The 24,513-nt window shown below is 59.5% G+C and carries 21 protein-coding genes and 2 pseudogenes; 15 read left to right on the top strand and 8 right to left on the bottom strand.

All coding sequences use genetic code 11. From position 1 onward, the window contains the following. Positions 1-45: 45 nt before the first annotated feature. On the top strand, positions 46-573 hold the full coding sequence (locus NKH91_RS04280; protein WP_352883557.1) for a hypothetical protein: 528 nt from the start codon (positions 46-48) through the stop codon (positions 571-573). A 51-nt stretch (positions 574-624) separates the two neighbouring features. Here NKH91_RS04280 and NKH91_RS04275 read toward each other — a convergent pair whose 3' ends face one another. After that, positions 625-1,413: a sulfite exporter TauE/SafE family protein gene (locus NKH91_RS04275; RefSeq protein WP_352883555.1), complete on the bottom strand. Its 789-nt coding sequence runs from the start codon at positions 1,411-1,413 to the stop codon at positions 625-627. 360 nt (positions 1,414-1,773) lie between these two features. Between NKH91_RS04275 and NKH91_RS04270 the strand changes: the two genes are divergently transcribed. Beyond that, complete coding sequence (locus NKH91_RS04270) at positions 1,774-2,418, top strand: DUF1007 family protein (RefSeq protein ID WP_352883552.1); 645 nt, start codon at positions 1,774-1,776, stop codon at positions 2,416-2,418. 105 nt (positions 2,419-2,523) lie between these two features. Here the strand turns inward: NKH91_RS04270 and NKH91_RS04265 are convergent, their stop codons facing one another. Next, on the bottom strand, positions 2,524-3,111 hold the full coding sequence (locus NKH91_RS04265) for a TetR/AcrR family transcriptional regulator (protein WP_352883550.1): 588 nt from the start codon (positions 3,109-3,111) through the stop codon (positions 2,524-2,526). A 146-nt stretch (positions 3,112-3,257) separates the two neighbouring features. Here NKH91_RS04265 and NKH91_RS04260 point away from each other — a divergent pair, with 146 nt between their 5' ends. Both NKH91_RS04260 and NKH91_RS04255 read left to right on the top strand, forming a co-directional pair. Further along, positions 3,258-4,154 carry a class I SAM-dependent methyltransferase gene (locus NKH91_RS04260; protein WP_352883547.1) on the top strand — a complete coding sequence of 299 codons (897 nt, stop codon included), beginning with the start codon at positions 3,258-3,260 and terminating at the stop codon, positions 4,152-4,154. A 163-nt stretch (positions 4,155-4,317) separates the two neighbouring features. After that, a complete protein-coding gene (locus NKH91_RS04255; RefSeq protein WP_352561878.1) occupies positions 4,318-5,034 on the top strand; it encodes a HoxN/HupN/NixA family nickel/cobalt transporter in 717 nt (238 codons plus the stop codon). Positions 5,035-5,174: 140 nt separating this feature from the next. On the opposite strand, the pseudogene NKH91_RS04250 reads toward NKH91_RS04255, so the two are convergent. The 3 genes and pseudogenes from NKH91_RS04250 to NKH91_RS04240 form a co-directional block, all read right to left on the bottom strand. Then, positions 5,175-6,034, bottom strand: a pseudogene (locus NKH91_RS04250) (DUF1259 domain-containing protein). Positions 6,035-6,100: 66 nt separating this feature from the next. Further along, entirely contained in the window at positions 6,101-6,571 is a 471-nt protein-coding gene (locus NKH91_RS04245; protein WP_352883544.1) for a chromate resistance protein ChrB domain-containing protein, read from the bottom strand. After that, positions 6,568-7,539 (bottom strand): Fe-Mn family superoxide dismutase, encoded by a 972-nt coding sequence (locus tag NKH91_RS04240; protein WP_352883542.1) that lies wholly within the window; start codon positions 7,537-7,539, stop codon positions 6,568-6,570. The genes NKH91_RS04245 and NKH91_RS04240 overlap by 4 nt, the downstream gene beginning before the upstream one ends. 109 nt (positions 7,540-7,648) lie before the next feature. Between NKH91_RS04240 and NKH91_RS04235 the strand changes: the two genes are divergently transcribed. The 4 genes from NKH91_RS04235 to NKH91_RS04220 are packed head-to-tail and all read left to right on the top strand — an operon-like array spanning position 7,649 to position 12,022. Next, positions 7,649-8,626 (top strand): chromate resistance protein ChrB domain-containing protein, encoded by a 978-nt coding sequence (locus NKH91_RS04235; RefSeq protein WP_352883540.1) that lies wholly within the window; start codon positions 7,649-7,651, stop codon positions 8,624-8,626. Positions 8,627-8,634: 8 nt separating this feature from the next. Next, on the top strand, positions 8,635-10,050 hold the full coding sequence (chrA, locus tag NKH91_RS04230; protein ID WP_352883538.1) for a chromate efflux transporter: 1,416 nt from the start codon (positions 8,635-8,637) through the stop codon (positions 10,048-10,050). Continuing rightward, positions 10,002-11,375 (top strand): MFS transporter, encoded by a 1,374-nt coding sequence (locus tag NKH91_RS04225; protein ID WP_352883536.1) that lies wholly within the window; start codon positions 10,002-10,004, stop codon positions 11,373-11,375. Before chrA ends, NKH91_RS04225 begins: the two co-directional genes overlap by 49 nt. Before the next feature lie 53 nt (positions 11,376-11,428). Beyond that, entirely contained in the window at positions 11,429-12,022 is a 594-nt protein-coding gene (locus tag NKH91_RS04220; RefSeq protein WP_352883533.1) for a LysR substrate-binding domain-containing protein, read from the top strand. An 88-nt stretch (positions 12,023-12,110) separates the two neighbouring features. Here the strand turns inward: NKH91_RS04220 and NKH91_RS04215 are convergent, their stop codons facing one another. Beyond that, complete coding sequence (locus tag NKH91_RS04215; protein WP_502898968.1) at positions 12,111-12,389, bottom strand: DUF1402 family protein; 279 nt, start codon at positions 12,387-12,389, stop codon at positions 12,111-12,113. Positions 12,390-12,918: 529 nt separating this feature from the next. On the opposite strand from NKH91_RS04215, the gene NKH91_RS04210 reads away from it, so the two are divergent. Further along, positions 12,919-14,226, top strand: coding sequence for a hemolysin family protein (locus tag NKH91_RS04210; protein WP_352883531.1), 1,308 nt, complete (start codon positions 12,919-12,921; stop codon positions 14,224-14,226). Positions 14,227-14,514: 288 nt separating this feature from the next. Beyond that, a complete protein-coding gene (locus tag NKH91_RS04205; protein ID WP_352883529.1) occupies positions 14,515-15,522 on the top strand; it encodes an AI-2E family transporter in 1,008 nt (335 codons plus the stop codon). A 357-nt stretch (positions 15,523-15,879) separates the two neighbouring features. On the opposite strand, the gene NKH91_RS04200 is transcribed toward NKH91_RS04205, so the two are convergent. After that, positions 15,880-17,004 carry a DUF2333 family protein gene (locus NKH91_RS04200; RefSeq protein ID WP_352883527.1) on the bottom strand — a complete coding sequence of 375 codons (1,125 nt, stop codon included), beginning with the start codon at positions 17,002-17,004 and terminating at the stop codon, positions 15,880-15,882. Positions 17,005-17,618: 614 nt separating this feature from the next. Further along, positions 17,619-18,449, bottom strand: coding sequence for a universal stress protein (locus NKH91_RS04195; protein ID WP_352679125.1), 831 nt, complete (start codon positions 18,447-18,449; stop codon positions 17,619-17,621). Between the two features lie 634 nt (positions 18,450-19,083). Here NKH91_RS04195 and NKH91_RS04190 point away from each other — a divergent pair. The 5 genes and pseudogenes from NKH91_RS04190 to NKH91_RS04170 all read left to right on the top strand — a co-directional run bounded on the left by NKH91_RS04190 (position 19,084) and on the right by NKH91_RS04170 (position 24,393). Next, positions 19,084-19,818, top strand: a complete 735-nt coding sequence (locus NKH91_RS04190) for an IclR family transcriptional regulator (RefSeq protein ID WP_352883524.1) — start codon at positions 19,084-19,086, stop codon at positions 19,816-19,818. Positions 19,819-19,968: 150 nt separating this feature from the next. Beyond that, positions 19,969-20,319: a tetratricopeptide repeat protein gene (locus tag NKH91_RS04185; protein WP_352883522.1), complete on the top strand. Its 351-nt coding sequence runs from the start codon at positions 19,969-19,971 to the stop codon at positions 20,317-20,319. A gap of 905 nt (positions 20,320-21,224) precedes the next feature. Further along, positions 21,225-21,900, top strand: a pseudogene (locus NKH91_RS04180) (response regulator transcription factor). After that, positions 21,887-23,293 carry a sensor histidine kinase gene (locus NKH91_RS04175; RefSeq protein WP_352677171.1) on the top strand — a complete coding sequence of 469 codons (1,407 nt, stop codon included), beginning with the start codon at positions 21,887-21,889 and terminating at the stop codon, positions 23,291-23,293. Before NKH91_RS04180 ends, NKH91_RS04175 begins: the two are co-directional and overlap by 14 nt. 11 nt (positions 23,294-23,304) lie before the next feature. Then, positions 23,305-24,393, top strand: a complete 1,089-nt coding sequence (locus NKH91_RS04170; protein WP_352883520.1) for an ABC transporter substrate-binding protein — start codon at positions 23,305-23,307, stop codon at positions 24,391-24,393. Positions 24,394-24,513: the final 120 nt, after the last annotated feature.

Below are 24,513 nucleotides of genomic sequence, written 5' to 3'. Positions count from 1 at the left end.
CTTGATCGTGTGGATTGTCCCATTCTCCTGACTGAGGCACGCTGAATGTCGAAGGCATGTTTTGTCCTGGCATTTGCAGCTATGTGGCTGACATCGCCGCTGGCGCATGCCGATAAGGTCGATCTGGCGTTGGAAGCTTTTCACGGGATTTGTCTTGCGCACGGGCCAGATTTCGAGCGAACCGCCGCTGTTGCAAAGAAGCGTGGATGGACACCGCTGTCCGGCGACGCAGCGCTTGCTCCGGTCGATGACGTAAAAGCCTTCCAGGGTTGGGTGGCGGCCGGCGACGACCTACCGGCCAAAACCATGATCGCGGTGACAAAAGCCACCTTGAACGGCAGGGCCGTGCAAACCTGCTCAATCAGGCTGTTCGATGTCGACCGCGCGGCATTCGAGGAGCGTTTTTTCGCCCGGACGGACGCCGAAAAAATCGGCGAGGACAGAAACGGGGCTCACGTCTCCAAACTCTACATATTGATTGCCGGCAATCGCAAGCAGCTTGTCCATTTGACGTCGCCAAGGTCGCGGATCAAGTCGAGCATGATCATTGCAAGCTCGATAGCCGATGATTAATCGGAGTGAACAGGCGGCCGATGGCGACCAAGGGTAGTGATTCCGACGGTGCTATTCGTGGAGCCACACCTTGTAGGCCGAGATGACGAGGATAGCAGCCAACAGAGGCAGCAGCACTTTCTCTGGCACGATGCCCAACAACATGCCGCCGATCCATGTCCCGACAATCGACCCCGCTGCAATCAGGATCACGAACGATTTGTTCCTCGCGATCACGCCAAAGCTTCTATCCTGCGAATAGCGGGTGAAGCCGACCATCATCGTCGGAAGGCTCACCGCAAGCGACATGCTTCCGGCAAGCTTGATGTCGATCCCGAAAAGCAGGACGAGCGTGGGGATAAGCAGTTCCCCACCGGCTACACCTAGCAGCGACGCCACGACGCCGGTGGCGAAGCCGGCGATGATCCCGGCAATGATCAAGGCCGGCCCGCTGAAAGGCGGCCGGCCTACTGCGCTGGGATCGTGGCCGAAGACTAGGATGATGGCGATTAGCAGCAGCAGTGCGGAAATCACCTTATAGAGAGTTTCGGATTTGAGCCTTGTTGCCCAACCCGCACCGAACCATGCACCGGCTAGGGTACCCGCCAGCAGATTGAGAATGACCGGCCAATGAGCTGCGACGGCGGCTAAAGGGACGGTAGCGGCCCGGAAGGGCACGGCAGACGCAACCACCACCAGACTGGTGGCCTTGTTCAGAATTACCGCTTCAAGAGCGGCAAACCGGAACAGCCCGATGAGGAAGGGAAGGCGGAACTCTGCCCCGCCAAGGCCAATTAGTCCGCCAAGCGAACCGACGACCGCGCCAACCACAAATGCCAGTATTCCGCGCCGTTCGGCCATGTGGACGATATGCCGCAACGGTGTGTGAAATTCCAGTCCGCAATCCTCGATGGCCCGTCTCTCGGAAGAGACGCGGATTTTTTTGCGTTTGCAAGGAACTCGCGGTAGGAACCATTCCTCGGCATCGATCCGGAGCAGGAAAGTTGAGCGATAAGCAAAGGATCATCTGGATGATAGCGCTGGCAATCCTTGCCGGCATCGCGGTGATCATGCTCAACCACTGGCTGAAGGGCGACTTTGGGTAGCTGCTCCGGTATAAGTCACGCTGCATGGATGGCATGCAGAGAGTCCGTCCTATTTCGGCCTGCTTACAATGCCAGGCGTCCTGCCTGATCCGGAAGCGATGAAATGCGAGTGAAAATGCAGCTGACGGGCATAGTATCAGGCGTCGCGCTGTTGCTCGCTTCCGCCGGGGCGGCGAGCGCCCATCCGCATGTGTTTGCCGAAGCGAAGCTGGATCTGACCGTCGGTCCAGACAGAATGGTCAAGTCACTTCGGCATCTCTGGCGTTTCGACGACCTCTTTTCCAGCACTGTGCTGATGGAATTCGACAAGAATTCCGACCTTGTCCTTGATGCCAAGGAACTCGATGAAGTCGCTCTCACCGTCCATGCGTCGCTGGCCGAGTACAACTATTTTCAGATGGTGACCTTGAACGGTAAGGACGTGACGATGGCGCCACCGCCGAAGTTCAGCGTCAGCTATGAAAACGATCGACTCGTCGTCCAGTTCGAAACGCAGCCGAAGGACCCTTTGGCCCTAGCTGGAAAAGTCAGCATCGGCGTCTACGACCCGACCTTCTATACGGCGATCGATTTTACCGACGACGACAAGATTGCTGTGGCTGGCCTGCCTGAAGGCTGCTCGCGCGCGGTCGTGCGTCCGGATCCGGACACGGCCATCGCGCAGAACCAGAAGAGCCTGACAGACGCATTCTTCAGTGACCCGACGGGGACCAATCTAGGCAAGATTTTCGCGACACGCCTTGAACTGACATGCGGCTGACGGGAGCCGGTTCGTCGCGCTGGCGGCTGCCACGCCGGCACTCTAGCCGATCAGGCTCGCTGCCCCAAAACCAGTCACTGTTCAGGAATCGGAACTCTGCACACATTAGGCGCCGATACCTTTTCCCGCCATCCTCTGGAACAGGTCGTCAGTCTGTGCCGGTGAAAGGCTCACGTCAGTGGCGACCCACCAGGCGAGGATCGCAAGAAATGCGCCGGCGATGAACTGAATGGCGAATTCGGCAGGCACGCCGCGATCGCTGATCCGTTTCTCGACGAGTTCTTCTCGGACGGCTCGCCGGATACGCTCACGCAATTCGTCGTGGATCGTATCGCCGCTGCTTGCAAGCAATGCGTGGTGAAGCGGTCGGAATGCATGGGCGTGCTCGAACATGGGCAGGCTGAACTCGAACAGGCGGCTACCTGTTTCTTGACTTGCCGCCTCGCGCCTGCGGCCGATCGACCGCAGATGCGCCTCGATGGTCGCGCTGCGCAGAGCATCCTTGTCGGCATAGTGGGTATAGAAGGTCGACCTGCCTACATCGGCCCTCTGGCAAATGTCGTCGACGGTGATGGCGGCATATCCCTGCTCCGGGATCAGGGCGATGAGCGCGTCCTGCAGCAGGCCGCGCGTCCGCGCGACGCGTCGATCGATCGTGTTCCGCTCGCCCGCACGTTCGATTTTCATGGCCATGGCCCTCTGCAGTGCCCGGTTTCGGACATTCGGCGGTCCGGTGTCCGACAACAGCATTTCCAGACATTGTGTCCATTATGATACGCCAAGTCCAGGAGCTCAAATCGGGTTTGGGCACGCCGCAATGAAGCAGAAGGTCGCCAGACATGCACTCATCTGATCATCACGCCGGTAACGGACCGCATTCGCGCAAGACCGTGATTGCGTTGGCCCTGCTTGCCAAACTGTCACTGGTCGCCGGCTTCCTCGTGCTGGCCAAATTGGGGATGGGCTATGTTCAGGCTGGCGCCTGGACTGCGGCATTCCACGGCCTTGTCCTTACGGTGATCGCGGGATTGGCGCTGTGGGGCAGCCTGCGTCACAGGGGGCTCGTCGGCAACGGTGCGCAGAGCGCGAGCGACAGGGGCATCGGCATCGTTCTGCACCGGGCGGCGGCCTATGACTTGCTTGCGCGCGTTCTGACCTTTGGGCGCGAGGGCCGGTTTCGCGAGCTCATGCTTCGCCCGGCAAAGCTCCAGCCTGGCGAAGCGATGCTCGATGTCGCCTGTGGAACGGGAACCCTTGCCATTGCCGCGAAGCGGCTGGTCGGTTCGGGCGGAAGCATCACCGGCGTCGATGCGTCGGCCGAAATGATCGAGAGGGCGCGCGCCAAGGCCGAGCGGTCCGGTCTCGATCTGACTTTCGTCAACGGGACGGCGCAGGAGCTTCCCTTCAAGGACGCGCAATTCGACATCGTTGTTGGCACGCTGATGCTGCATCACCTGTCGAAGCCCGTTCGATCGGCCTTCATCCGCGAGGCGGCACGCGTCTTGAAGCCAGCAGGCCGGCTGTTGCTCATCGATTTCGGCAGGCCGGTGCGCAAGTCTGGATTGCCCAGGCTCCACAAGCATGGTCATGTTGACATGCATTCGGTCGCCTCGCTGTTGACCGAGAGCGGATTCCAGGTCGGCGATATCGGCGCCGTCGGAACCAAGAACCTGAATTACATTCGCGCGACGACGAACAAGGACCAATCAGGCCAAGCGTCGCCGGGATCGCTGTGATCATGCTCACGTGCTGGCTGAATGGCGACCTGTCTGAAGAAACAGCCACGTGTCGCAATTCGGCCTGCTTGCAATGCCAGCTGTCCTGCCTCAATAGCAAACCCGAAGTGAGTCTTCGCCATGCGCTTTGAATTGACCTGCGGATGAGGCCGGTTCCAGCCTGATGTTCCAAACCCTCGTCGAATTCCAGCGTACGATCTATCTGGCGCTAGGCGAGCAGATCAAGCTGCTCTCGGCCGGCGGCGGCTGGCTGGCCTTCACGGCGTTTCTGCCGATGGGCGTTCTGTTCGGCGCGGCGCATGCCCTGACGCCAGGCCATAGCAAAGCCGTGCTTGCCACCTATCTCGCAGGATCGGATGTCAGTGTCCGGCGTGGGCTTCTGGTGTCGCTGACACTTTCCTTCACGCATGTGACGATTGCCGTGCTGATCGCGGCGCTTTCGTTGCCGTTGGTGTCCATTGCCCTGGGCAGTGTTGGCCGTGCGCCGCTACTGGAAGACGTCAGTCGCGGCCTGCTTGGCCTGATCGGTGTCTGGATGATCTGGCGTGCCTTCCGCCATGGCCATCATCACCACAAGCACGAAGGCGAGGCGGTGGGGGTCATGGCTGGCTTGATTCCATGCCCGCTCACGCTCTTTGCGATGACCTTCGCGATATCCAGAGGCGTTCCGTTCGCCGGCATTCTCTTCGCGATCACCATGATGGTCGGCGTGGCACTGACCCTGTCTTGCGTGGCCGTGTTGTCGATCCTGTTTCGGGAGCGTCTGGTCCATTTTTTCGACAGCCGGCCACGCTTGTTCGATGTCATTTCGCGGTCCATCGAAGGCATTGCCGGCCTTATTCTTGCCGGTGTAGCCGTCTGGCAAATCTCTGCGCGTTGAAAGACGTTCAAGCAGACAGCCGGACGCAAAGCGTGGACCTTGCCGATGGATGGCGGGCTGGACGGCGCAATAGCGCTATCTGTGCGAACTCAGCGTGACTGTTTGCCCGAGCCGCGTTGCACGCTCACCAGAGGGCCGACCTAGCTCTTCGTGACCGCAACTTTGTCGAGGGCTGCGCGCAGACCTTTCGCGAGCTTCTGCGCATCGTCGTTCGCCCAGAAATGCATGAAGAAGAGCCGCGGCTGCTCATCGAGCATGTGGCTATGCAGCGCGGTGATCTCGATGCCGCCGTGCTGCATGGCTTTGATAACCGGATTGACCTCCTTTGCCGTCAGCACGAAATCACCGGTGATCGCCGCCTTGCCGCCACCCGTCGACTGGAAATTGATCGCAATTGCCGAGCCCATGGCCGCCGGCACTTCCATTCCATTTTCCTCAACCGGCTCAGCGCGCGGAATCGTGAACTGGTAGACCGCGCCATTGGCCTTACCCTTATAACCCATGGTTTGGTCGACACCGGCGGCGTCGAACTCGATCTGCGGAGCGGCTTGCGGCTGGGCGCCGCCTCCCATCGGTGTTTTGCTCAGCGCCAATCCGGCATGAAGCGCTATAGCGAGCGTGACCGGGTCGCCTTGGCCGAAGACGGCATGTAGAGTGTCATCGGCTCGGCGCGCAGCAAATGGTTGTGCAACGCGGTGATTTCGATCCCACCTTCTTCAAGCTTCGTCATGACCGGGTTCACCTCGTCCTGTGTCAGGACGACGTCGCCCATCACCATGGCCTGGTTCCCCATCGGTTCGAACGCGATCCAGCCTCCGAGCGCAAATCCTGGTTTCAGGGCCACGCCATCGAGCGATACCTTCAGGTCGGTTCGTGGCAAGCCCACCCGATAGACACCGCCAGGCATTTCGGCCCCGGATTTGCCAAGCGCCTGTGCGACTGTTTGCCAATCGGGTGCCGCCGATGCCGGTTGGAGCAGCGCCGACATCGCAATCAGCATTGCGCCGGTTATGAGTTTTGCATGCATGGGATTTCTCCTTGTGATCTGCCCCCATTGCCCAATTTGTTATGCGGCTGCTGGCTTCGAGGCGGGTGGCCAGCTGTGCGTTTCCGCTCTGCGGCCCGAAGCCCACGCGTAGAGCGCGTCATAGATGACGAAGCCGTGCTTCAGCACCTCGTGGTCGTCAGGCGTCAGGTCCCGCAAACCCATGGAGATCGCCAGCAACCCCGCCGACTGTGGCGTGAGATCGTGCCGATCCGTGTCGGCACCGCGTACGATCGCGGCAATGGTCACGATCGCCGGGTCGCGCTCGAGGCCGTATTTGGAGACGAAGGTATCGAAACTGCAGCCGTCGCCGACATGCGTGAATTCGACGCCCGGTACGTCGTAGGGCGTCGCGCCTGTCTCCTGGGCAACGCGGATCACTTGATCGGGTGGCACAAAGAGGAACTCTGGTTCCTTGTCGATGAAGCGCGCAATCAGCCAGGGGCAGGCAATGCGGTCGATGACCGGACGTTCGCGGGTAACCCATTTCATGATTCATCTCCTTCCTTGAGTATCAGCGGGACGGTCGGCGCGCCGATCGCATGCCAAGCGGCAATGCCGCCCGAAAGCGCACTTGCATCGGCGCCGCGGCGACGCAGTTCGGCGACGGCTTCGCCGCTGACCTGGAAGCCGTAGAGGCAATAGACAATGACCGGCCTGTCCTTCGGCAGTTCATCCGCCCAATCGGCGATCTTCTCCGGCGCGCGGAGCTTGGCTCCCGGCAGCATGTCGGTGCGTTTTGCCAGATCCTCGGCGAGGCAGACGTCGAGCAGGACGAGATCTTCTCCCCGATCGAGGCGCGCCCTCAGTTCCTCTGGCGCGATCGCTGGAACCGTATCGTCCGATGCAGATCCTGTTGAAGGATCACGCTGCGCGACGGCCCGGCGGTGGCGGGCAGCGACCCGTTCCCAATGGATGTTCTTCATGAAGGCATCGACATAGGCGCCAGCCTTGGTGCCGAAATCCATGTGGTAGGCATGTTCGTACATGTCGAGCGCGAGGATCGGCATGCCGCCGGCAAGACAGTTGGTGTGATCCGCCGCCCATTGGATCGTCAGCCTGTCGCGCCGCTCCGACCAGGTCAGCAGAGTCCATCCCGAGCCTCCGGCCTGCGCCTTGGCACAGGCCATGAACTTGGCGCGCCAGGAGGCCACGCTGCCGAAGTCGCGTTCCAGAGCTGCGGCAAGATCACCAGCCGCATCGCCCGAACCGCCGAGCCCGTCAAAATAGATTTCGTGCAGGATCGCTGAATTGGCGGCGACCAGTTCTTCGCGCTTCAGCCCGTTGATGTCGAAGACGGGCGCCGCGCCCCAGTCGAGTTCGTCAAGCCGCTGTTCGATTGCGTTGAGGCGACGAACGGCACCGCCGTAATTATTTTCGTAGTGGCTTGCCAACAGCCGTTCGGACAAGCCGACGAGGCGAGGCGGCTTGAACGGCAGCGGCATGATCTCGTGTGGCATCGCTTTCTCCACTCTGCGGCACGGCCCATCCGTGAGGAGGCGAACGCTATGCCTGAATGAAAAATGATACAAGTGTTGCCTTTTGCTTTGTTCGTGATACGGTTCACTTATGAGCGAGGGGCAATCGCAGGAGCAGCGCTGGCTGCTCCTGATCCATCAACTGCCAAGCAAACCCGCCTATTTCCGGGTGAAGATCTGGCGACGGTTGCAAGGCATCGGCGCGGTCGCAGTCAAAAGCACCGTTTACGCCCTGCCGGCCAATGCCGAGATGCAGGAGGATTTCGAATGGCTCCTGAAGGAGATCGTCGAGGGCGGCGGCGAGGCGATGATATGCGAGGCGCGCCTCGTCGATGGCTTGTCGGACGCTCAGGTGCGGGCGATGTTCGACGCCGTCCGTGACGCCGATTACGCGGAGATCGTCACGGAAGCACGAGAGCTGGCCGCTGGGATCAAGACGAAGGCGACGTCGGAAAAACATGCGGAAGCGCGTTCGCAACTCGGCCGCTTGCGCAAGCGGCTCGCGGACGTCGTGACGATCGACTTCTTCGGCGCCAATGGTCGCCTCGCCAGCGAGGGACTGATCGCCGAGCTCGAGGCACAGCTTATAAAGGACAAGGCCATGACCACGGAACCGAAGAAGGCGGCCGAGCCGGGCGAGCTCAAGGGCCGGACCTGGGTCACGCGCCGGGACGTGTATGTCGACCGGATCGCTTGCAGCTGGCTGATCCGTCGCTTCATCGATGCCGATGCGATCATTCGCTTCGTGGCGGGCAAGGGATACGTGCCGAACGAGGGGGAATTGCGCTTCGACATGTTCGAGGGCGAAATCACCCATGAGGGAGACCGCTGCAGCTTCGAGGTGCTGCTGGCCCGCGCCGGCATTACCGATACGGCTTTGCAGGCTATCGCCGAGGTCGTCCACGATATCGATCTCAAGGACAGCAAGTTCGGCCGCGAGGAAACCACGGGCATTGCCAGCCTGATCTCCGGTATAGCGATGGCGCATGCGAGCGACGAGCAACGGATCGCCGAGGGCGCTTCGGTGTTCGACAACCTGTACCGATATTTCCGTTCGAAACGTGGGTAATCTCAACCATGGCCAATGCGGAGAGCATGGTGACAGCGTCAAACCGACCAAGCGACATGCCGGGTCATGGCGTTTCGTTCGCTGAGGCCACGCGGGTGTGGGCCCGCGTGGCCGCGCTCAGCTTCGGCGGGCCGGCCGGCCAGATTGCCATGATGCATCGCATCATAGTCGAGGAAAAACGGTGGATCGGCGAGACCAGATTCCTGCATGCGCTCAATTACTGCACGCTGCTGCCGGGTCCGGAGGCGCAGCAATTGGCCATCTATATCGGCTGGCTTATGCACAAGACCAAAGGTGGTCTCGTCGCTGGCATCTTGTTCGTGCTGCCAGGCGCGATCGCCATCATGGCGCTCAGCTGGATCTACGCCATCTTCGGCAACGTCGGCGCCGTTCAGGCCCTCTTCTTCGGTTTGAAGGCGGCGGTCCTCGCGATCGTGCTTGAGGCGGTCTTGCGGATCGGCAAGCGGGCCCTCAAGAACAACGTCATGGTCGGGCTCGCGGCGGCGGCCTTCATCGCTCTGTTCTTCTTCCACGCGCCATTCCCGCTGGTCATCCTGGCTGCGGGTGTGATCGGTTACGTTGGGGGACGGGCAGGGTGGGCTGCATTCCAGTCGGGCAACGGACATGGCAAGGTCGGCGGCAAGCAGGTCGCCGATGCCGATACAGCGCTCGGCGAAGGGGTGCCGGCGCACGCCCGGCCGTCCGTCAGTTGGTCGCTGAAGATCGCGGCAGTTTTTCTGGCGCTGTGGTTGATACCTGTCGTCGGGCTGCTAGCGCTGCTAGGGCAAGGCAATGTCTTCACCGACATTGCGATCTTCTTCTCCAAGATGGCGATGGTTACCTTCGGTGGTGCCTATGCGGTACTCGCCTATGTCGCGCAACAGGGTGTGGATCACTATGGCTGGCTCAAGCCGGGAGAAATGCTGGACGGCCTCGGTATGGCCGAGACCACCCCTGGCCCGCTGATCATGGTCACCCAGTTCGTCGGCTTCATGGGAGCCTATCGGGCGCCGGGCGTACTCAACTCCCTTGTCGCCGGAACGCTCGGCGGTCTTCTGACGACGTGGGTGACCTTCGTCCCCTGTTTCCTGTGGATATTCCTCGGCGCGCCGTTCATGGAGACGATGCGCAGCAACAAGGCCCTGTCGGCGGCGCTGTCTGCCATCACGGCGGCGGTGGTCGGTGTGATCCTGAACCTGGCGGTATGGTTCGCGCTTCATGTGCTGTTCCGCGAACTGCGTGAGGTCAGCTGGCTGGGCACGACGGTGGATGTCCCCGTGTTCAACTCGATCAACCTGCCGTCTCTGGTGCTGACAGTCGGTGCGCTGCTGGCCGTGTTTCGTTTCAAGATCGGCATGATCCCCGTGCTCGCGACATGCTCTGTCCTGGGCGTGCTTTATGGCGTTGCCACGGGATCGATTTAAGCAGTGCCATAGGCGCAACCACTTTGCGGCAGGAGGCATACCTGGCAGCAGCCCAGACGCCGACGAATGCTTCGCGCGAACCTTTAGCCAAACAGAGGTTTTCGCTGCTGCCTGCCGGTGCCAGGCCGGCAGCTGCCCTTCTGTTGACGTCCAGGGGATTGAGGGCATTCGGCGACGGACTCGTCAGTCTTCTGCTTCCCGCCTATTTGGCCACACTTGGTTTCAGCCCTTTCAAGATCGGGGTTCTCGCCACAGCGACGCTCGCTGGTTCAGCGGCGCTCACTTTGACCGTCGGGTTTGTCGCACACCATTTCTCTCGCCGCTCGCTGCTAATCGCAGCTGCCGTCCTGATGGCCGTCACGGGGATCGCCTTCGCATTGGTTCAGGATTTCTGGCCGCTGCTCCTTGTCGCATTCATCGGAACGCTGAATCCATCCTCTGGCGACGTCAGCGTCTTTCTGCCGCTGGAGCACGCGCAGCTCGCCCACAGTGTCACTGATCGCGACCGCACCGCGCTCTTTGCACGCTACAGCCTCGTCGGTTCCCTCATAGGGGCAGTCGGCGCTCTGGCGGCCGGCGCCCCCGACCTACTCCGCCAGATTGTCGACCTGGACATCAAGCAAGCTCTCCAGATCGCCTTCCTGCTTTATGCCTTTCTGGGAGTTGGAGCGCTGCTCCTTTATCGGAAACTGCCGGACGAGCCGCTCGATGCGAGTGCGGCACCGGCAGAGCCATTGCGCAAGTCTCGAACCATTGTCCTCACGCTCGCTGCGCTCTTCAGCCTCGATGCCTTTGCGGGAGGCTTCGTGGTCCAGTCATTGTTAGCTCTTTGGCTTTTCCAACAGTACGGCCTATCGCTCGCTGCTACAGGTGCGATCTTCTTCTTGACGGGCATCCTGTCGGCCGGGTCGTATCTGGTTGCCGTGCAAATCTCCAAACGGATCGGGCTCGTAAACACCATGGTGTTTACCCACCTGCCGTCCAGTCTTTGCCTTTTGCTCATTCCCTTCATGCCGAGCCTTGGTCCGGTCATCGTACTTCTGCTTATCAGGAGCGCCTTGTCGCAGATGGATGTACCGACCCGCACCTCCTACGTCATGGCGGTGGTGACGCCGGGTGAGCGAGCGGCAGCGGCGAGTGTCACTGCCGTGCCTCGCAGCCTCGCGGCGGCCGCCAGTCCGATGCTTGCCGGCTCGTTGCTCGCGATGTCCGGTTTCGGTTGGCCGCTGCTCATCGCTGGCGCCTTGAAGATTGTCTACGACATCCTTCTGCTTGCGATGTTCCGCAAGGTTCGCCCGCCGGAGGAACGACGGGAAGGGCAGTAGCAGGTGCAAAATGCGTTGCCTGACCTGGCAACGACAAGCGAAATGGATCGCCCATGCTCCGAATGCTTGTGGAATTTCAACGCCCCACCTATCTGGCGCTCGCCGAGCAGATCACCCGCCCCGTCGAGGTCATGCATCACGTCGACTTCGCTAGAGAGGACGTCGATCTTGCCGTGCGGCATGGCGATGGCAATTGGGCGGGGCATGATGTTGTCCGCCTGTGCTCCGAGCAACTGTTCGTGGTCTGCAGTCCCAAACTTCACCAGCGGATGCGCGAGCCGTCCGATGTGCTGAACTTTCCGTTGCTGCATCTTGATGAACGAAAGGACTGGTCGGAATGGCTCGAGGCCGCTGGCGTGGTCAATGCCGAACTCTCCCATGGGCCAGTCTTGAACCGCGCCAGCATGGTCATAGACGCCGCTATTGACGGCAAGGGCGTCGCACTCGCCCGCACCACGCTTGCGGCCTGGGACCTCATCAGCGGGCGGCTCGTAAGGCCGTTCGCCACGACGCTGCGATTGTCCAAGACCTACTGGATCGTCTGCCCCAAGGCGACGTCGATGCTCCCTAAAATTACGACATTCCCTGACTGGCTGTTGGCTGAGACCGCCGATGATGCGCGCCGCCTCAAAACGCTCGGTCCATAGGCCTAAGATCGAATCGTGAAGGTCAAGCAGCCGGAAAAGTTACTCGAAGGGCTCAATCGTTCGAGGACTTCTGCGACGGGCGAACGTCCTAGGTCTGCGCCGCATCGACGCTGCTTACGTTGTAGGTATGTTCGCCGACAAGGGCCCCGACTATGTGGATCGGATCGATGCTATAAGCCGTGGCTGCATCTTTGATCTGTTGCACGAGCTTTTTATCGTTACTCAGCAACGCCAGAATCTTGTGGTACTTGGCGTCGTAAGTCGTCTTGAAGGCGCGGGTCCTATTCGCTGCCGCTGCGGGATCGGCGGCTGCTGCTCGAACCGGTTTCCGGGAGGAACGACCGTGAGGCCCTCGCGAGAGCTTCAAGGCCCAATCCGTTGGCAAAAACCAGGACAAGGGCGGTCAGCTCTGTGAGCGCGTGCTTGGTTTTTTTCTGTCATCCCGAGGAGCAGGGTATAGACCCACGCTCGCCGCCCGTTCCTGTATGAACCATTCAAGCTCAATCAGCGTGGCACGCCGGTTGTCAACGCATGACCGCGATCGCCGGGCATAATCGCGCCCTGGGTGTGACGTATCGGTCACTGTGCTGGTGCTGACGCCAGCAAGTCGTTCGCGGGACCGGCATCTCGGCCAACCTGTTGCCTTGCGAATCTTCGAACACGACTCTCGCGTTGATCGAGCGTACCGCCCTTGGAAGGTTGCTTTTCACCCTAAACGTTATGATCGGTCCCGTCCGTCCAGGCTCAGCGGACCAGTCCAGTAGCACGAGCTCGTCCGACCTTCCGCTCAAGCAGTCGCATTGGTGTATCTGCCGTCGGTCCTTGCTACGGGTCGCTGCAACTTAGTGGTCGAATGCGCCTTTTCGTTCCCGCTTCGCAGATGCTAAACGTTCGCTATGCTTTACATTGAACTCGCGACCGTCGTCGTCCTGATCTGCATCAACGGCCTGCTTGCAATGTCGGAACTAGCCGTTGTCTCGGCGCGGCCGGCTCGGCTCAAAGGTATGGCCGAACGAGGCCTGAAGGGTGCCAATCGCGCGCTGGCGCTTGGTGCCGATCCCGGAAAATTCCTATCGTCTGTCCAAATAGGGATTACATTGGTGGGTGTGCTTTCCGGCGCGTTCTCAGGCGCCACGCTGGGCGAGCGCCTGTCATCTCTCTTGGCCGCTAGCGGCGTGCCCGGCAACGTTGCAGACGCCTTGGGTGTCGGTATCGTAGTGGCAGCCATCACCTATGCCTCTCTGATCGTGGGAGAACTTGTTCCCAAGCAGATTGCACTTCGCAATCCGGAGGGCATAGCAATGCGTGTAGCTCCGGCGATGACCGTCGTTGCGAAAATTGGCGCACCGTTGGTGTTTTTACTGGATTTCTCCGGTCGTGGTTTGCTGTGGCTTTTAGGCCAAAAAGGCGAGTCCAAGGAAAAAGTCACCGATGAGGAAATCAAAATGTTGGTTGCCGAAGCCGAGCATCACGGGACCATCGAGGCAGACGAACGCCGGATGATCGCGGGCGTCATGCGTCTGGGAGACCGGGCGGTGCGCGCCGTTATGACACCACGGACCGATGTGGACTGGATCGACATTACCTGGGAAGAAACGAGAGTGCGCAAGGCGATCATCGAGACGGAGCATTCTCTGCTGCCGATTGCCGAAGGTACGGTCGATGCAATGATCGGCGTCGTGCAGACCCGCAAGGTACTGGCGGGCATGCTCACGCAGAAGGTCGATCTCAGGCGTCACTTGCAGAATGCGCCGATCGTGCACGACCAGGCGGACGCGCTTGATGTGCTGACAACACTGAAAGGAGCACAGGTGCCTGTTGCCCTGGTCCACGACGAGTACGGTCATTTCGAGGGCATTGTGACGCCGGCAGACATCCTCGAGGCGATCACCGGCGTGTTCCGTGCCGATCTGGAAGCCGAGGAAGAAACGGCCGCCGTGCAGCGCGAGGATGGGTCATGGCTGCTTGCCGGGTATATGCCCGTTGACGAGATGTGTGATCACCTCGCCATCGAGCTCCCAGAAAATCGCGATTATGAAACAGTTGCCGGTTTCATCCTGTCGCACATGCACCATTTGCCGGCGACGGGCGAAACGGTCGAAGCGGACGGCTGGCGGTTTGAAGTCGTCGATCTTGACGGCAGACGCATCGACAAGGTCATGGCTAGCAAATTACCCAGCGGACGCCGGCTCGCTCAGCATTAAATCAATGATCGCGCAGGACGGCCGCATGTCTCTTACTGCCGTTCGCGACGATTGATTCACGCCTTGTCGGGCAGAAGACGAGCGTTCCGAAGGCGCACATGCCAATTCGACCTGATCGACCGTGTCGCATGGATCAAAGTAGGAACGACAACCATCAAGCTGCAAACCGGGAAGAAATGTAGGCGGGTAGCTTCACACACGTTATTGGGCGCGTGTTCGCTTGCGCTTCAGCGGGTATCAAAGCTAATGGAAACCCGGAGAGGACTTGGCTGCTTCAGCAGGTGAAAAGTGCTGCCTTTCTCACGGTTCTATCTCGCGTCGTGCCTGCTCGCGGTTATAGCGCTGGTCGCCATTCTTGAGCTCGGCCTGCTTCCGGCACTGCTTTCAGGCCTTCTCGTGTTCAACCTCGTTCATTTCACCGCACCGATGCTCCATCGAATCGGCGTCTCCAACAGTCTGACGAAAAGCCTTGCGCTGACCTTGGTGGCATTGATTTTAACGCTCCTGATAGCCGCCGCTATCTTTAGCGGCGTGTCGCAATTGACTGGCGGTTCGGAGAACGTCGTGACGCTCCTCAAGAAGATGGCCGAGATCATCGATACCGCGCGTGTCCATCTCCCGACTTGGGCGATGGCCTATTTTCCGTCGAATATCGAGGAACTGGAAGTCTTCGCGGCCCGGTGGCTCCGCGAACATGCCGGCCAGCTTCAACTCGTCGGGCGAGATGTCGGCGTCCTGGTGGTCCACATTATCGTCGGCATGGTGATCGGCGGCTTGATCGCGGTGAGCTCGGCGGCGCAATCGGGCGAGCCCGGCCCATTGGCGATCGCGCTGGCGGATCGTGTCAAAATTCTGAGCAAGGCCTTTCGCAACATCGTGTTCTCGCAAATCCGGATTTCGGCCTTGAATACGTTTCTAACGGCGATCTATCTCGTCGCTGTTCTGCCGTCCTTCGGAATCGATCTGCCATTCATCAGGACGATGATAGCGCTGACTTTCGTCGCCGGCCTTCTGCCGGTCATCGGCAATCTGATCTCCAACACGGTGATCGTGGTTGTCAGCCTCAGCATCTCCTTCCTTGCAGCGCTAGGCTCGCTTGCCTTTCTCATCGTCATTCACAAGCTCGAATACTTCGTAAATGCCAAGATTATCGGCTCGCGGATCAATGCGCATGCCTGGGAGCTTCTTCTGGCGATGGTTTTCATGGAGGCCTGGTTCGGTATGCCGGGTCTTGTCGCTGCGCCGATCTATTATGCCTATCTGAAGGCTGAACTGACGATGCGCGGGCTGATCTAGAGGTTAGAGCAATGCCGATCGAACGAAATCGGTCGCGTCGATGATATCCTCGTGCTCTGGTTAACAGGCCAGCTAGCGTCAGGCTCATTGATTAAGACGGAAGGCGACGGCGGCTGCGATGCAGATTGCCGAAGAAGGTGTGTGCGTAGCGGTCAAATTGGGCGCGATGCGCCGCTAGTCCTTCAGCTTGGCGAACATGTTCTCGATCTTGTGACGTTGGCGGCATAGGGTGTTATCGTAGTCGATCGGCTTGTTTCCGCTTTTGACCGGTGGAGCCCATGGTTAGAAGCCCAGCCGACCGGTTCTTGCCGGGACCAATTGATGTCGTAGCCGCGCGGCAACGCTCCATCCACCGAGTTATTGTGCAAGGACGTTGCTGATCTCGACCATGTTTGAGCGCACGCGCAACATATAGAAGCCAATAGTCGTTAGGTGATTCGGCAACAGCCAGCCGTCCTCGCGGCCATTGGCGATGATGAAGGGCTGGATGCGCAGCGCCGAGACGAATTGCGCATCCATCGTGTCCCACAGATTGCCGAGATGCTTTTCCTTGATCACGTCCTCGAAATCGGCCTGGGCGCCCTTCATCAGCCCGTAATAGGCATAGAGTTGGCCATAGGCGAACCAGAAGCGGTCGTCGGCGCGGAAGTCGAACCAGCCATTGTTGTGGGTTTCAGCGCGCTCCTTGAGGATCGCCGAGGTCGAGCCGATGTCGGAGGAGATGCGGTCGATATACTGTTTCAGATTGTCGGCACGGGCATCGAATGTCGCCTGGCAGGTGGCGAGCCGGGCGTTGAAGGAACGCAGCTTGCGCACGGCGTCACGATAATAGCTCGGCGTCGGAGTCTTCGGGCCGAACGGGCTTACGCCGAAATACCAGGTCTCCTCGTCGAACTGCAGATTGCCGCGCGCATCCTGCAGGTCGCCGTCGATCTGCGACGTCGTGCGCACGCGGCCGAGATTGTCGGCAAGCTCGGTGGAGGTGCGGCGCACCGCCTGGTTGATGCCGCGCTGGAACGAAGCCTTGTTGTCCATGAACGGCGTGTGATCCCAGTCGATGCCGAACAGACCGAGGTTGTAGAGGATCATCGACGAGATCCAGGCATTCTGGTTGACGTTGAAATCGGTGAGGTCAGCCGCCACCTGGGCGATGCCCGAGTTTCCGCAGGTCTTGGCGGTATCGGTGCCGGCGCCCGGTGAGACCTGTTCACCGGCCGAGATGTTGCGGTTCTCGAAGGTATATTTGTCGACGTAGTTGGGGTCGAACTTGTTCCACCATTGGGTGGCGTAGAAGAAGTTGGCGTAGAGGCCGATCAGCACCAGAAGCGCCAGGCCGACCACCGCCTTCAGAATCCAGCCGCGCTGCGTGTACCAGCGGCCGGCCCACATGAACGGCCACAGGAGCACGCCGATGACGAGGCCGATGCCGCGACCAATCCATTGGAAAATCCGGGTGAAGAAATTCACGATCGGATCAAGCATGGCTCACGTCACCCCTTAGTCAGTCAAACCGTAAAGGCGCGTGCGAAACGCCACCTTTCAAATATGTGGTTTGCAGAACGACGCGCTGCATAGACCATCCGTCCCGGTTTTCAAACCGCATGGTTATCGGCACACACCATACCTCGCCTAGCCATTCGCACACGACAGGCAATTTCGGCGCTTTTTATGAGCGCGCCCGCGTGCCAGTTTACTTCGTTCTGATATCGATAGACGTTCGCCAAATGCAAGCAGTGTGCCTCTGCGAGATGCCCGTCTTGACGTTTGAGACTGCCAACATCACCATCACCTAGTGCTCGCTCAGCCGCAGACTTCTGGCTCTGTGCAAGTTCGGCCTCAAGTGGTTGCAGGCGCGGACGTGATGGGCACCAAAGGCGGACCGTCATTGTCGGCCTCTGGCAGGGGCAGGAATCAATCGTAGGTGCCGCGAACGGCTATGCTCCCGGTTCAGTTCGAGTTCGATATCGAAGGCAAAACAATCGGCAACTCACGAGCAATCCGGCAGTTTCGTCTTGGGCTAGTTTAGTACCTGATACAGTGCGCCGCTGGCACAATCGTAGTAGCCAACTCGCCGTCGACAGCTCTCGGGCAGATTTCTAGTGCGACAAAAGGACAGGCAGGCGCAGATCGCCAAGAACGCTTTTGGTTGCTCCACCCACGACAAAATCTCTCATCCGGGAATGGCCGTAGGCACCCATGACAAGCAGATCGGCGCCCATGCTGACAGCGCGCGCCTGAAGCGTAACGCCAATGGGGCGATCTTCGAGGTCGATTGAGATCCCCTCAGCGGGAAAGCCACGCTTTCTCAGGCTCAGGGCGAGGCGTTCGCCAATATCGCGCAGCGACCTTTCGTCTGTCACTGTTAGTACCGTTATCTTTGAGGCACATTGCAGAAACGCGTGCGCATCGGCAACGGCCCGGGCCGCAACGCGGCTACCATCCCAAGCGATGATGACATGATCGATCGCACCAACGTTTGCGTCTTCCGGCAGAATTATGGTTGGGCGACCCGAACCAAACAGGACCGCATCAACGGTCATGCGCGCAGTCTGGTTATTTGGCTCCAACCCAATCAAAGCAAAATCGAAATAGCGTGACTGAGTTGCCGCAACATCGCCGATAGATGCTGGCTGAACAGCAATCTCCTCGGTTGTGAGGAGCGATCCGACGCGTGCCGCTTCAGCTTTCAATGCCTCCAGCAAATCGAGCCCATGCTTGCGGCTGGTCGCTTCTGTCTCCCGGATCATTTCGGGAAGATCGATCAAGTATCGCGAAACCGGATTGGAAATACCCGGAATATCGACATTGATCGTCAATGCATGAAGTGCGGCACCAACGTGCTTGACCACCGCGATTGCGTTTGATGCGATTTTGGTGGAATTCGCTTCCGGATAAGTCACCAGAGGAAGTAAGGCAATTTTGCTCATCAGACCTCAACCCGTGATTTCGACCGCCGTCGCCCATTGGCCCAATGCGTGTCACACTCAAGCCAGCCATTTCAGCCCTACAAAAACTCAGACGACCGAGGGTTGTTACTGCCTATCCAAGGCGATCTTGCGCCGCGCCGATTCCGTCCTGAACGATTGTGGCTATAATGGCAGGCATCCAGGAACAGAGATGCCAAATGACGATTAGCCTGCTTGTTGCCATGAGCGCAGTGCCGCTCGCAAGCATTGTTTGAACAGTAGCGGTAGCCGATGATGTGGCCGCAACCCAGCGGTTCACGATCCGCGCCGGGGAAACCACGTTCCGCGACCATACTGCTAAATCAGGATACCAGCCAACTTGGATGCTGAGGAGGCGGCGACACAACTTGGAGCACCCGACGCGCCAGTATTGTGGGTCCCCACATCATGTCCGACAGGACGCGACGTTTGAAGATGCAGTAAGTCCTCTTTTTCCACGATCGTGTAGGATTTTCACTTACCGACAGGATAATATGCTGAATGATGAAATGGCACTTTGCTTTTCGCGAGCGAGGTACTCCAAAGTTGAGCACGTGTGGACGTGATCAGGACCCGACTTCGCAACTGAGCTTTGGCGTTCGAAGGAACCAAACGCGTGAACCATCAGGCGGTAGAGCAAGCTGACACAAGAGCGGGAGGGGTTGAAGCTGTCGATCGCGCGCTTTCGATCCTCGGGTGCTTCACAGAGAATGACGAGGGTTTAAGCCTGGCCGAGATATCGTCTAGAACAGGCCTCTATAAGAGCACGATCCTTCGGTTAACGGAATCCCTTGTCCGAAGTAGCTACATTGTTCGCATGGCGGACAAGCGCTTTGCTGTCGGCCCTATGCCGATGATATTGGGCTCATTCTACCGTCGTCGTTTTAAGATAGAGGCATTCGTTCGGCCTCTCCTTTTGAGCCTTGTTGAACAGGCGGGTGAAAGCGCATCGTTTTTTCGAAAGGAGGGAAATCACGGAATTTGCCTATTTCGCGCAGACTGTCGTCATTTGATCCGCGATCAAATCCGAGAGGGTGATGTGCTTTCGCTTGACGAGCACGCAGCTGGCCAAGTGCTTGCACGGTTCAGTACCGCTAAGCCTAGGACGCGAACAGCTCTTATGGCGAAGATTCCGTTTATATCGCTCGGAAAGGGAGATTCCGAAACAGCTGCGATGGCCGTACCGGTTTTTTCAGGCAGCGAGGGCTTGATCGGAGCGCTGGCTCTTTCTGGGCCGCTGACCAGATTTACGCCGGAAAAGTTGGTCAGCATCAGACCGCTTTTGCTGGGTTTTGGCGAACGTCTATCGATATCCCTTGCGAGCAAACAATATGCACAAGCGCGCTCATAGAATGGTCGTGACCAGCACGTGTCTGCCTAAGGGCAGGGGAGTAGCAGTTGGGGGATTGGTGGCAAGCGAGGCTCCAAGTCGGTTACTCTCTGCTCTGTGGCAAGTGGTCCCGCCAACCATGACTGGAATCGACATCGGCCCCTTGCGGACATGACTGCCAGTGAGCGTCCAAGCACAATGCGCACCAATCAAAACGATAGTGACGATCTGATCCGCCGCTCTGTGGCCGCTTTCAATTCCGGCAATCATGGCCAAGCGATCGATGTGTGCGAATTGGGCCTGAAGCAGCACCCAGGCGACCCGGCGCTTTGCCATCTTCTGGCGGCTGTATTGTTCGCCAAGGCAGATCTGCCGGAGGCTCGTGCGCGCATCGAAGCAAGCCTTGCCACTCGACCCGACAATGTGCCCGCCTTGATACCGGCATGCCGGATTGCCCGGGCCGAAGGCAGGTTTGAAGCGGCGTTTCAGCTCCTGGATCGCGCGCCAAGACTGTCATCTTAGGCGGAAATGCTCGTCGAACGGGCACGCACCTTCGATCAAGCAGGCGATGCCCCTGCGGCGAGCGCGTCCTGGACACTTGTCTTGCAACGGGATCCGAAATCCGGGGAGGCAGCGGCGCGCCTCGGGCGCCTTGCATGGCAGCGCCGAGCGGCTGTCGAGGCGGAAGCTCTGTAAGCGCTGTTGTGTGACCACCTTTCGGGAGTGGTCGCGATCTGTGAGGTGTCGCCGAATAGGCAGTGGCGGGCATTGCGCGCAGCCAATCCGGTAGAGCACCGCGCGCGAGGATCGGGCGTGGCAAATGCTCGATCAACATCGGATCACATCGGAAAATGACACGCATCGTCGCCTCCCGGCATTGCGGTACCACGATTGCCGATCACACTCCAAGCGGCGATAAGGTAGGGCAATGCTGCACTAACACCTTGGACAAATTGGCGAGTTTTTCTTCAATTCAGGCGAGACCCAGCCAGCTAGGCCAAGCTGTTCCAAAGGCTATCCGGAAGGGCGCAACGCAGGCAACAACCCGCCGCGTCACACATGACCAACGGCACAATCGCCACCAAGACTGCCGCGTTTGCGAGGATAAACGGAGGGCGCTGCCAAGCAACTAGGCAAAAAATGAAAATGACGACGCCAACGACAACAAGATGCAGGCGAAAAGTTCAACATGTCTTTGCGAGAACGACAGTCGACATCGTAGCTTGCATTTTGTCGTCACGACAATCCGGGCATCCTGTCTCGCCTGATGCGCCTCGTCGGCCGACAGTGTATGCGCAGATCAAAATGAAGGCAGACGGCATGGCGCAGCCAGTCGTTCGGATGATTGGAAGCTGAACAGCTGATATCCGCAGATGCTGTCGAGCGCGACGCTTGATAGGCTACTGCTTCCGTGCAAATGCTCCGTCATGCGAATTCTCCTCGTCGAAGACACGCACGACGTTGGCGAGGCAATCAGCCGCCGCTTCGAAACGATCGGCCATGCGGTCGATTGGGAGACGGACGGTCGTGCTGCTGCAGATATCCTCGGTTTCACCAGCTACGATCTCGTCATACTCGATGTCATGTTGCCCGGCCTCGACGGGTTCGAAATCGTTCGAAGGCTCCGGCAGGCAAGGAAAGACGACCCCGGTTCTGATGTTGACGGCCCGTTCCGAGATAGAGGACCGCGTTGGCGCGCTCGATATCGGCGCCGACGACTATCTGGTCAAACCGTTCGATTTCCGCGAATTGGAAGCGCGCGCCCGTGTTCTGCTGCGGCGGAAAAGCGGGGAGGCGACCAACATCGTTCAGTGCGGCGATGTCGTGCTCGACCGCGCCAGCCGCTCGGTCCGGGTAGGCAGGCGCGAGGTGCAATTGAAACGACGCGAAATGACGTTGCTTGAGATACTGGCGTCGCGGCCAGGTCGCGTCTTCAGCAAGGATGAACTTATCGATCAGCTTTTTGGGTTTGACGAGCCGGTCAATCAGAACGCGATCGAACTTTATGTCGGCCGGCTGCGCAAGAAACTGGAAGGCGCCAAGGCGCAGATCGTCACCGTGCGGGGCGTGGGATATCAGCTGGCTTCCGATGATACCGGCTGAGCCTTCCCTTTTCACGCGCCTGGCGGTCCGCATCTCGCTGGTGCTGGGCCTGGGCGCGGCTCTTCTGGTGAGTGCGGCGTGGTACTACGCGCGAACCGCCGCCGATGACGCCTATGACCGGCTTCTGCTAGGTGCGGCCATCCAAATGGCGGACAGCCTTACGGTTGAATCCGGTTCACTCATCGTCAACTTGCCGGTATCGGCTTTTGAGCTCCTGGGCCTCGCCAGCCGCGACCGCATCTTCTATCGCGTGATCGATCCTTCCGGCGCGACGCTGACAGGTTATGCCGATCTGCAAACAGAAGTTGATCTGGCAGCAATACACGATGTCCCGGTATTGGAATCGGCGCATTATCGCGGCGAACCGGTCCGCATAGCGGTGGTGGCTCGCGCTCTATCCGATCCCGCCGTATCCGGTTGGGCGCATGTCATCGTTGGGCAGACCACGGAAGCGCGCAGTGCGCTCGCGGGGGAGTTGACGCTCAGAGCGACCGTCCTCCTGGGGATCATGAGCATATTGGCATTGGCTGGGGCGATGGTGGCCATTCGCTATTCTCTGCAACCGGTCAAGCATCTGGGAGCGACGCTTCGCCGTCGTGATCCACAAGACCTGACGCCCGTGACAGTCGTCGTCCCGCGAGAATTGCGGCCTTTCGTTACTTCCATCAATTATTTCATGAGTCGGCTCGACGAGCGCGTGAAACTCCTGCAACGCTTCATCGCCGACGCGGCGCACCAGATCCGAACGCCGCTGACGGCACTTACCGCGCAGCTCGATTTGTTGAGCCAGGCCAAGCTGGACAAGTCGAGCCGCCAGCATCTCGATCGCGTACAGCAGCGCGCCGGCGAACTTGCGCGCCTGACAAACCAGTTGCTCAGCCACGCCATGGTCATCCATCGTGCCGATTCCGTCCAGCTTCAGCCGCACCACCTGGCAGACGTCGCACGGCGCGCTTTCCGCGCGGCGGTTCCGATAACTGTCGATCCGGATATCATCGTCTCCTTCGAGGCGCCTGACGACGAACCTGTCGTGCTTGCGGACGCCGTCAGCCTGCGTGAAGCGATCGTCAATATCATCGACAATGCCCTGCGCCATGGAGTGGTGTCGCGCCTTGAGGTCAGGGTACGCAGCGACGGTACGCTTGCCCATGTCGAGGTCGAAGATGACGGACCGGGCATTCCGCCGAGCGAGTGGGAGCGAGTCACGCAGCGCTTCGAAACGTCCAAATCTCACGACGGCAGCGCAGGTCTGGGTTTCGCCATCGCATCGGAGGTGGCGGCGGCTCACGGGGGCGCGCTGACCTTCCGCGAGAAAAGCCAGGATGGCGGGAAGCGCACGCAAGGGTTCACCGTCACCTTGACGTTGCCCATCGCCAGAGAGAAGGCAGGATGATAGCGAGAGCATTGCGGGCATTCACTTTACTGGCTGCAATCCTTTTGTGCGTCGATCAGGCGGCAAGAGCTGCTGAAGGAAGCAGCGCATTTTTCCCTTCGCCACAGCCGGAGAAGGATCGACTGTCGATCCACGCCGCGACCGATCTGGTGGCGATGGAACCCCTGATCCGGGACTTTCAGTCCGTTTTCCCCAACGTTGCAGTCGACTATGTTGAATATGTCACCAACGACTTGCAAAAGAGTGCCAGCGAAGCCTGTCGGACGGGCGCGGTGCTGGGCGACATCTTGTTGTCGCCGTCGGTCGACCAACTCGTGAAGCTCGCCAATGACGGCTGCGCGGCGCCGCACATGTCGGCGGAAACCGCGCAGGTCGCCGACTGGGCAAACTGGCGCGACGAAGTATTCGGCTTTACCTACGAACCGGCCGTCTTCGTCTACAACGCCCGCCTCGTGCCGTCCGGCGACGTACCGCGCACCCACATCGAACTCGCCGATCTTCTCAGGCGGCGGATCGATTTTTATCGTGGACGGGTCGGAACGTTCGACATCCGGCTTTCGGGCATCGGCTACCTATTGGCGTTCAGTGATGCGAGGCAGACGACGGCGGTCTACGGTCGGCTTCTGGAAAGCATGAGCCGAGCGGAAACTGTGGTGCGTTGTTGCACTGCGGAGACCCTTCAGGACGTTGCAAACGGGAGCCTATATATAGGCTACAATATGATCGGATCATACGCCTATGCGGCGGCCAGGGGCAATTCCGACTTGAGGGTCGTTGTCCCGCGGGACTATGCGCTGATACTCAGTCGTGGCGCGCTCATTCCGAAGACGGCACCGAATATGGACGTTGCCAAACGATTTCTCGACTACCTTCTGTCGGCCCGGGGACAGAAAGTCGCCAGGGAGAGCGCCTTCTTCTTTGCCGAGAACGGGCAATTGCCTGAGGGAGCGGACGGTCCGGAAACACTTGGCGAGTCTGGTATCGCGCGCGCCATACGCATCGGCCCTGCGTTACTTGCCGTACAGGACGAGGCGCTGCGCCGCCGCTTCATTGAAGATTGGAGCAAGTCGATGATAGGTGGCCAGGGCCAGCGACAGTGAAAACGCAGGATGCCGCCCCAAAATTTCAACAATCTCAGCGATACGTCGATGTGGCAGATCCCGCTGTCGTCTAGGAACTGAGCACGACCCATCGGGCCCAAGTCGGCTGAGCAAACCTCG

The organism is Mesorhizobium sp. M0894 (genome assembly GCF_040319725.1).
Classification (GTDB): domain Bacteria; phylum Pseudomonadota; class Alphaproteobacteria; order Rhizobiales; family Rhizobiaceae; genus Mesorhizobium.
Note: the sequence above shows the minus strand (reverse complement) of the source record. Positions and strands in the feature narration are given on the sequence as shown.

What these genes read in the sequence shown, in the direction of transcription:
- NKH91_RS04245 (WP_352883544.1), bottom strand. Translation starts at nt 6,571, where the DNA reads ATGAAATGGGTTACCCGCGAACGTCCGGTCATCGACCGCATTGCCTGC.
- chrA (WP_352883538.1), top strand. Translation starts at nt 8,635, where the DNA reads ATGGCCAATGCGGAGAGCATGGTGACAGCGTCAAACCGACCAAGCGAC.
- NKH91_RS04260 (WP_352883547.1), top strand. Translation starts at nt 3,258, where the DNA reads ATGCACTCATCTGATCATCACGCCGGTAACGGACCGCATTCGCGCAAG.
- NKH91_RS04175 (WP_352677171.1), top strand. Translation starts at nt 21,887, where the DNA reads ATGATACCGGCTGAGCCTTCCCTTTTCACGCGCCTGGCGGTCCGCATC.
- NKH91_RS04235 (WP_352883540.1), top strand. Translation starts at nt 7,649, where the DNA reads ATGAGCGAGGGGCAATCGCAGGAGCAGCGCTGGCTGCTCCTGATCCAT.
- NKH91_RS04275 (WP_352883555.1), bottom strand. Translation starts at nt 1,413, where the DNA reads ATGGCCGAACGGCGCGGAATACTGGCATTTGTGGTTGGCGCGGTCGTC.
- NKH91_RS04240 (WP_352883542.1), bottom strand. Translation starts at nt 7,539, where the DNA reads ATGCCACACGAGATCATGCCGCTGCCGTTCAAGCCGCCTCGCCTCGTC.
- NKH91_RS04225 (WP_352883536.1), top strand. Translation starts at nt 10,002, where the DNA reads ATGCTCTGTCCTGGGCGTGCTTTATGGCGTTGCCACGGGATCGATTTA.
- NKH91_RS04185 (WP_352883522.1), top strand. Translation starts at nt 19,969, where the DNA reads ATGACTGCCAGTGAGCGTCCAAGCACAATGCGCACCAATCAAAACGAT.
- NKH91_RS04255 (WP_352561878.1), top strand. Translation starts at nt 4,318, where the DNA reads ATGTTCCAAACCCTCGTCGAATTCCAGCGTACGATCTATCTGGCGCTA.
- NKH91_RS04220 (WP_352883533.1), top strand. Translation starts at nt 11,429, where the DNA reads ATGCTCCGAATGCTTGTGGAATTTCAACGCCCCACCTATCTGGCGCTC.
- NKH91_RS04270 (WP_352883552.1), top strand. Translation starts at nt 1,774, where the DNA reads ATGCAGCTGACGGGCATAGTATCAGGCGTCGCGCTGTTGCTCGCTTCC.
- NKH91_RS04280 (WP_352883557.1), top strand. Translation starts at nt 46, where the DNA reads ATGTCGAAGGCATGTTTTGTCCTGGCATTTGCAGCTATGTGGCTGACA.
- NKH91_RS04210 (WP_352883531.1), top strand. Translation starts at nt 12,919, where the DNA reads ATGCTTTACATTGAACTCGCGACCGTCGTCGTCCTGATCTGCATCAAC.
- NKH91_RS04195 (WP_352679125.1), bottom strand. Translation starts at nt 18,449, where the DNA reads ATGAGCAAAATTGCCTTACTTCCTCTGGTGACTTATCCGGAAGCGAAT.
- NKH91_RS04265 (WP_352883550.1), bottom strand. Translation starts at nt 3,111, where the DNA reads ATGGCCATGAAAATCGAACGTGCGGGCGAGCGGAACACGATCGATCGA.
- NKH91_RS04200 (WP_352883527.1), bottom strand. Translation starts at nt 17,004, where the DNA reads ATGCTTGATCCGATCGTGAATTTCTTCACCCGGATTTTCCAATGGATT.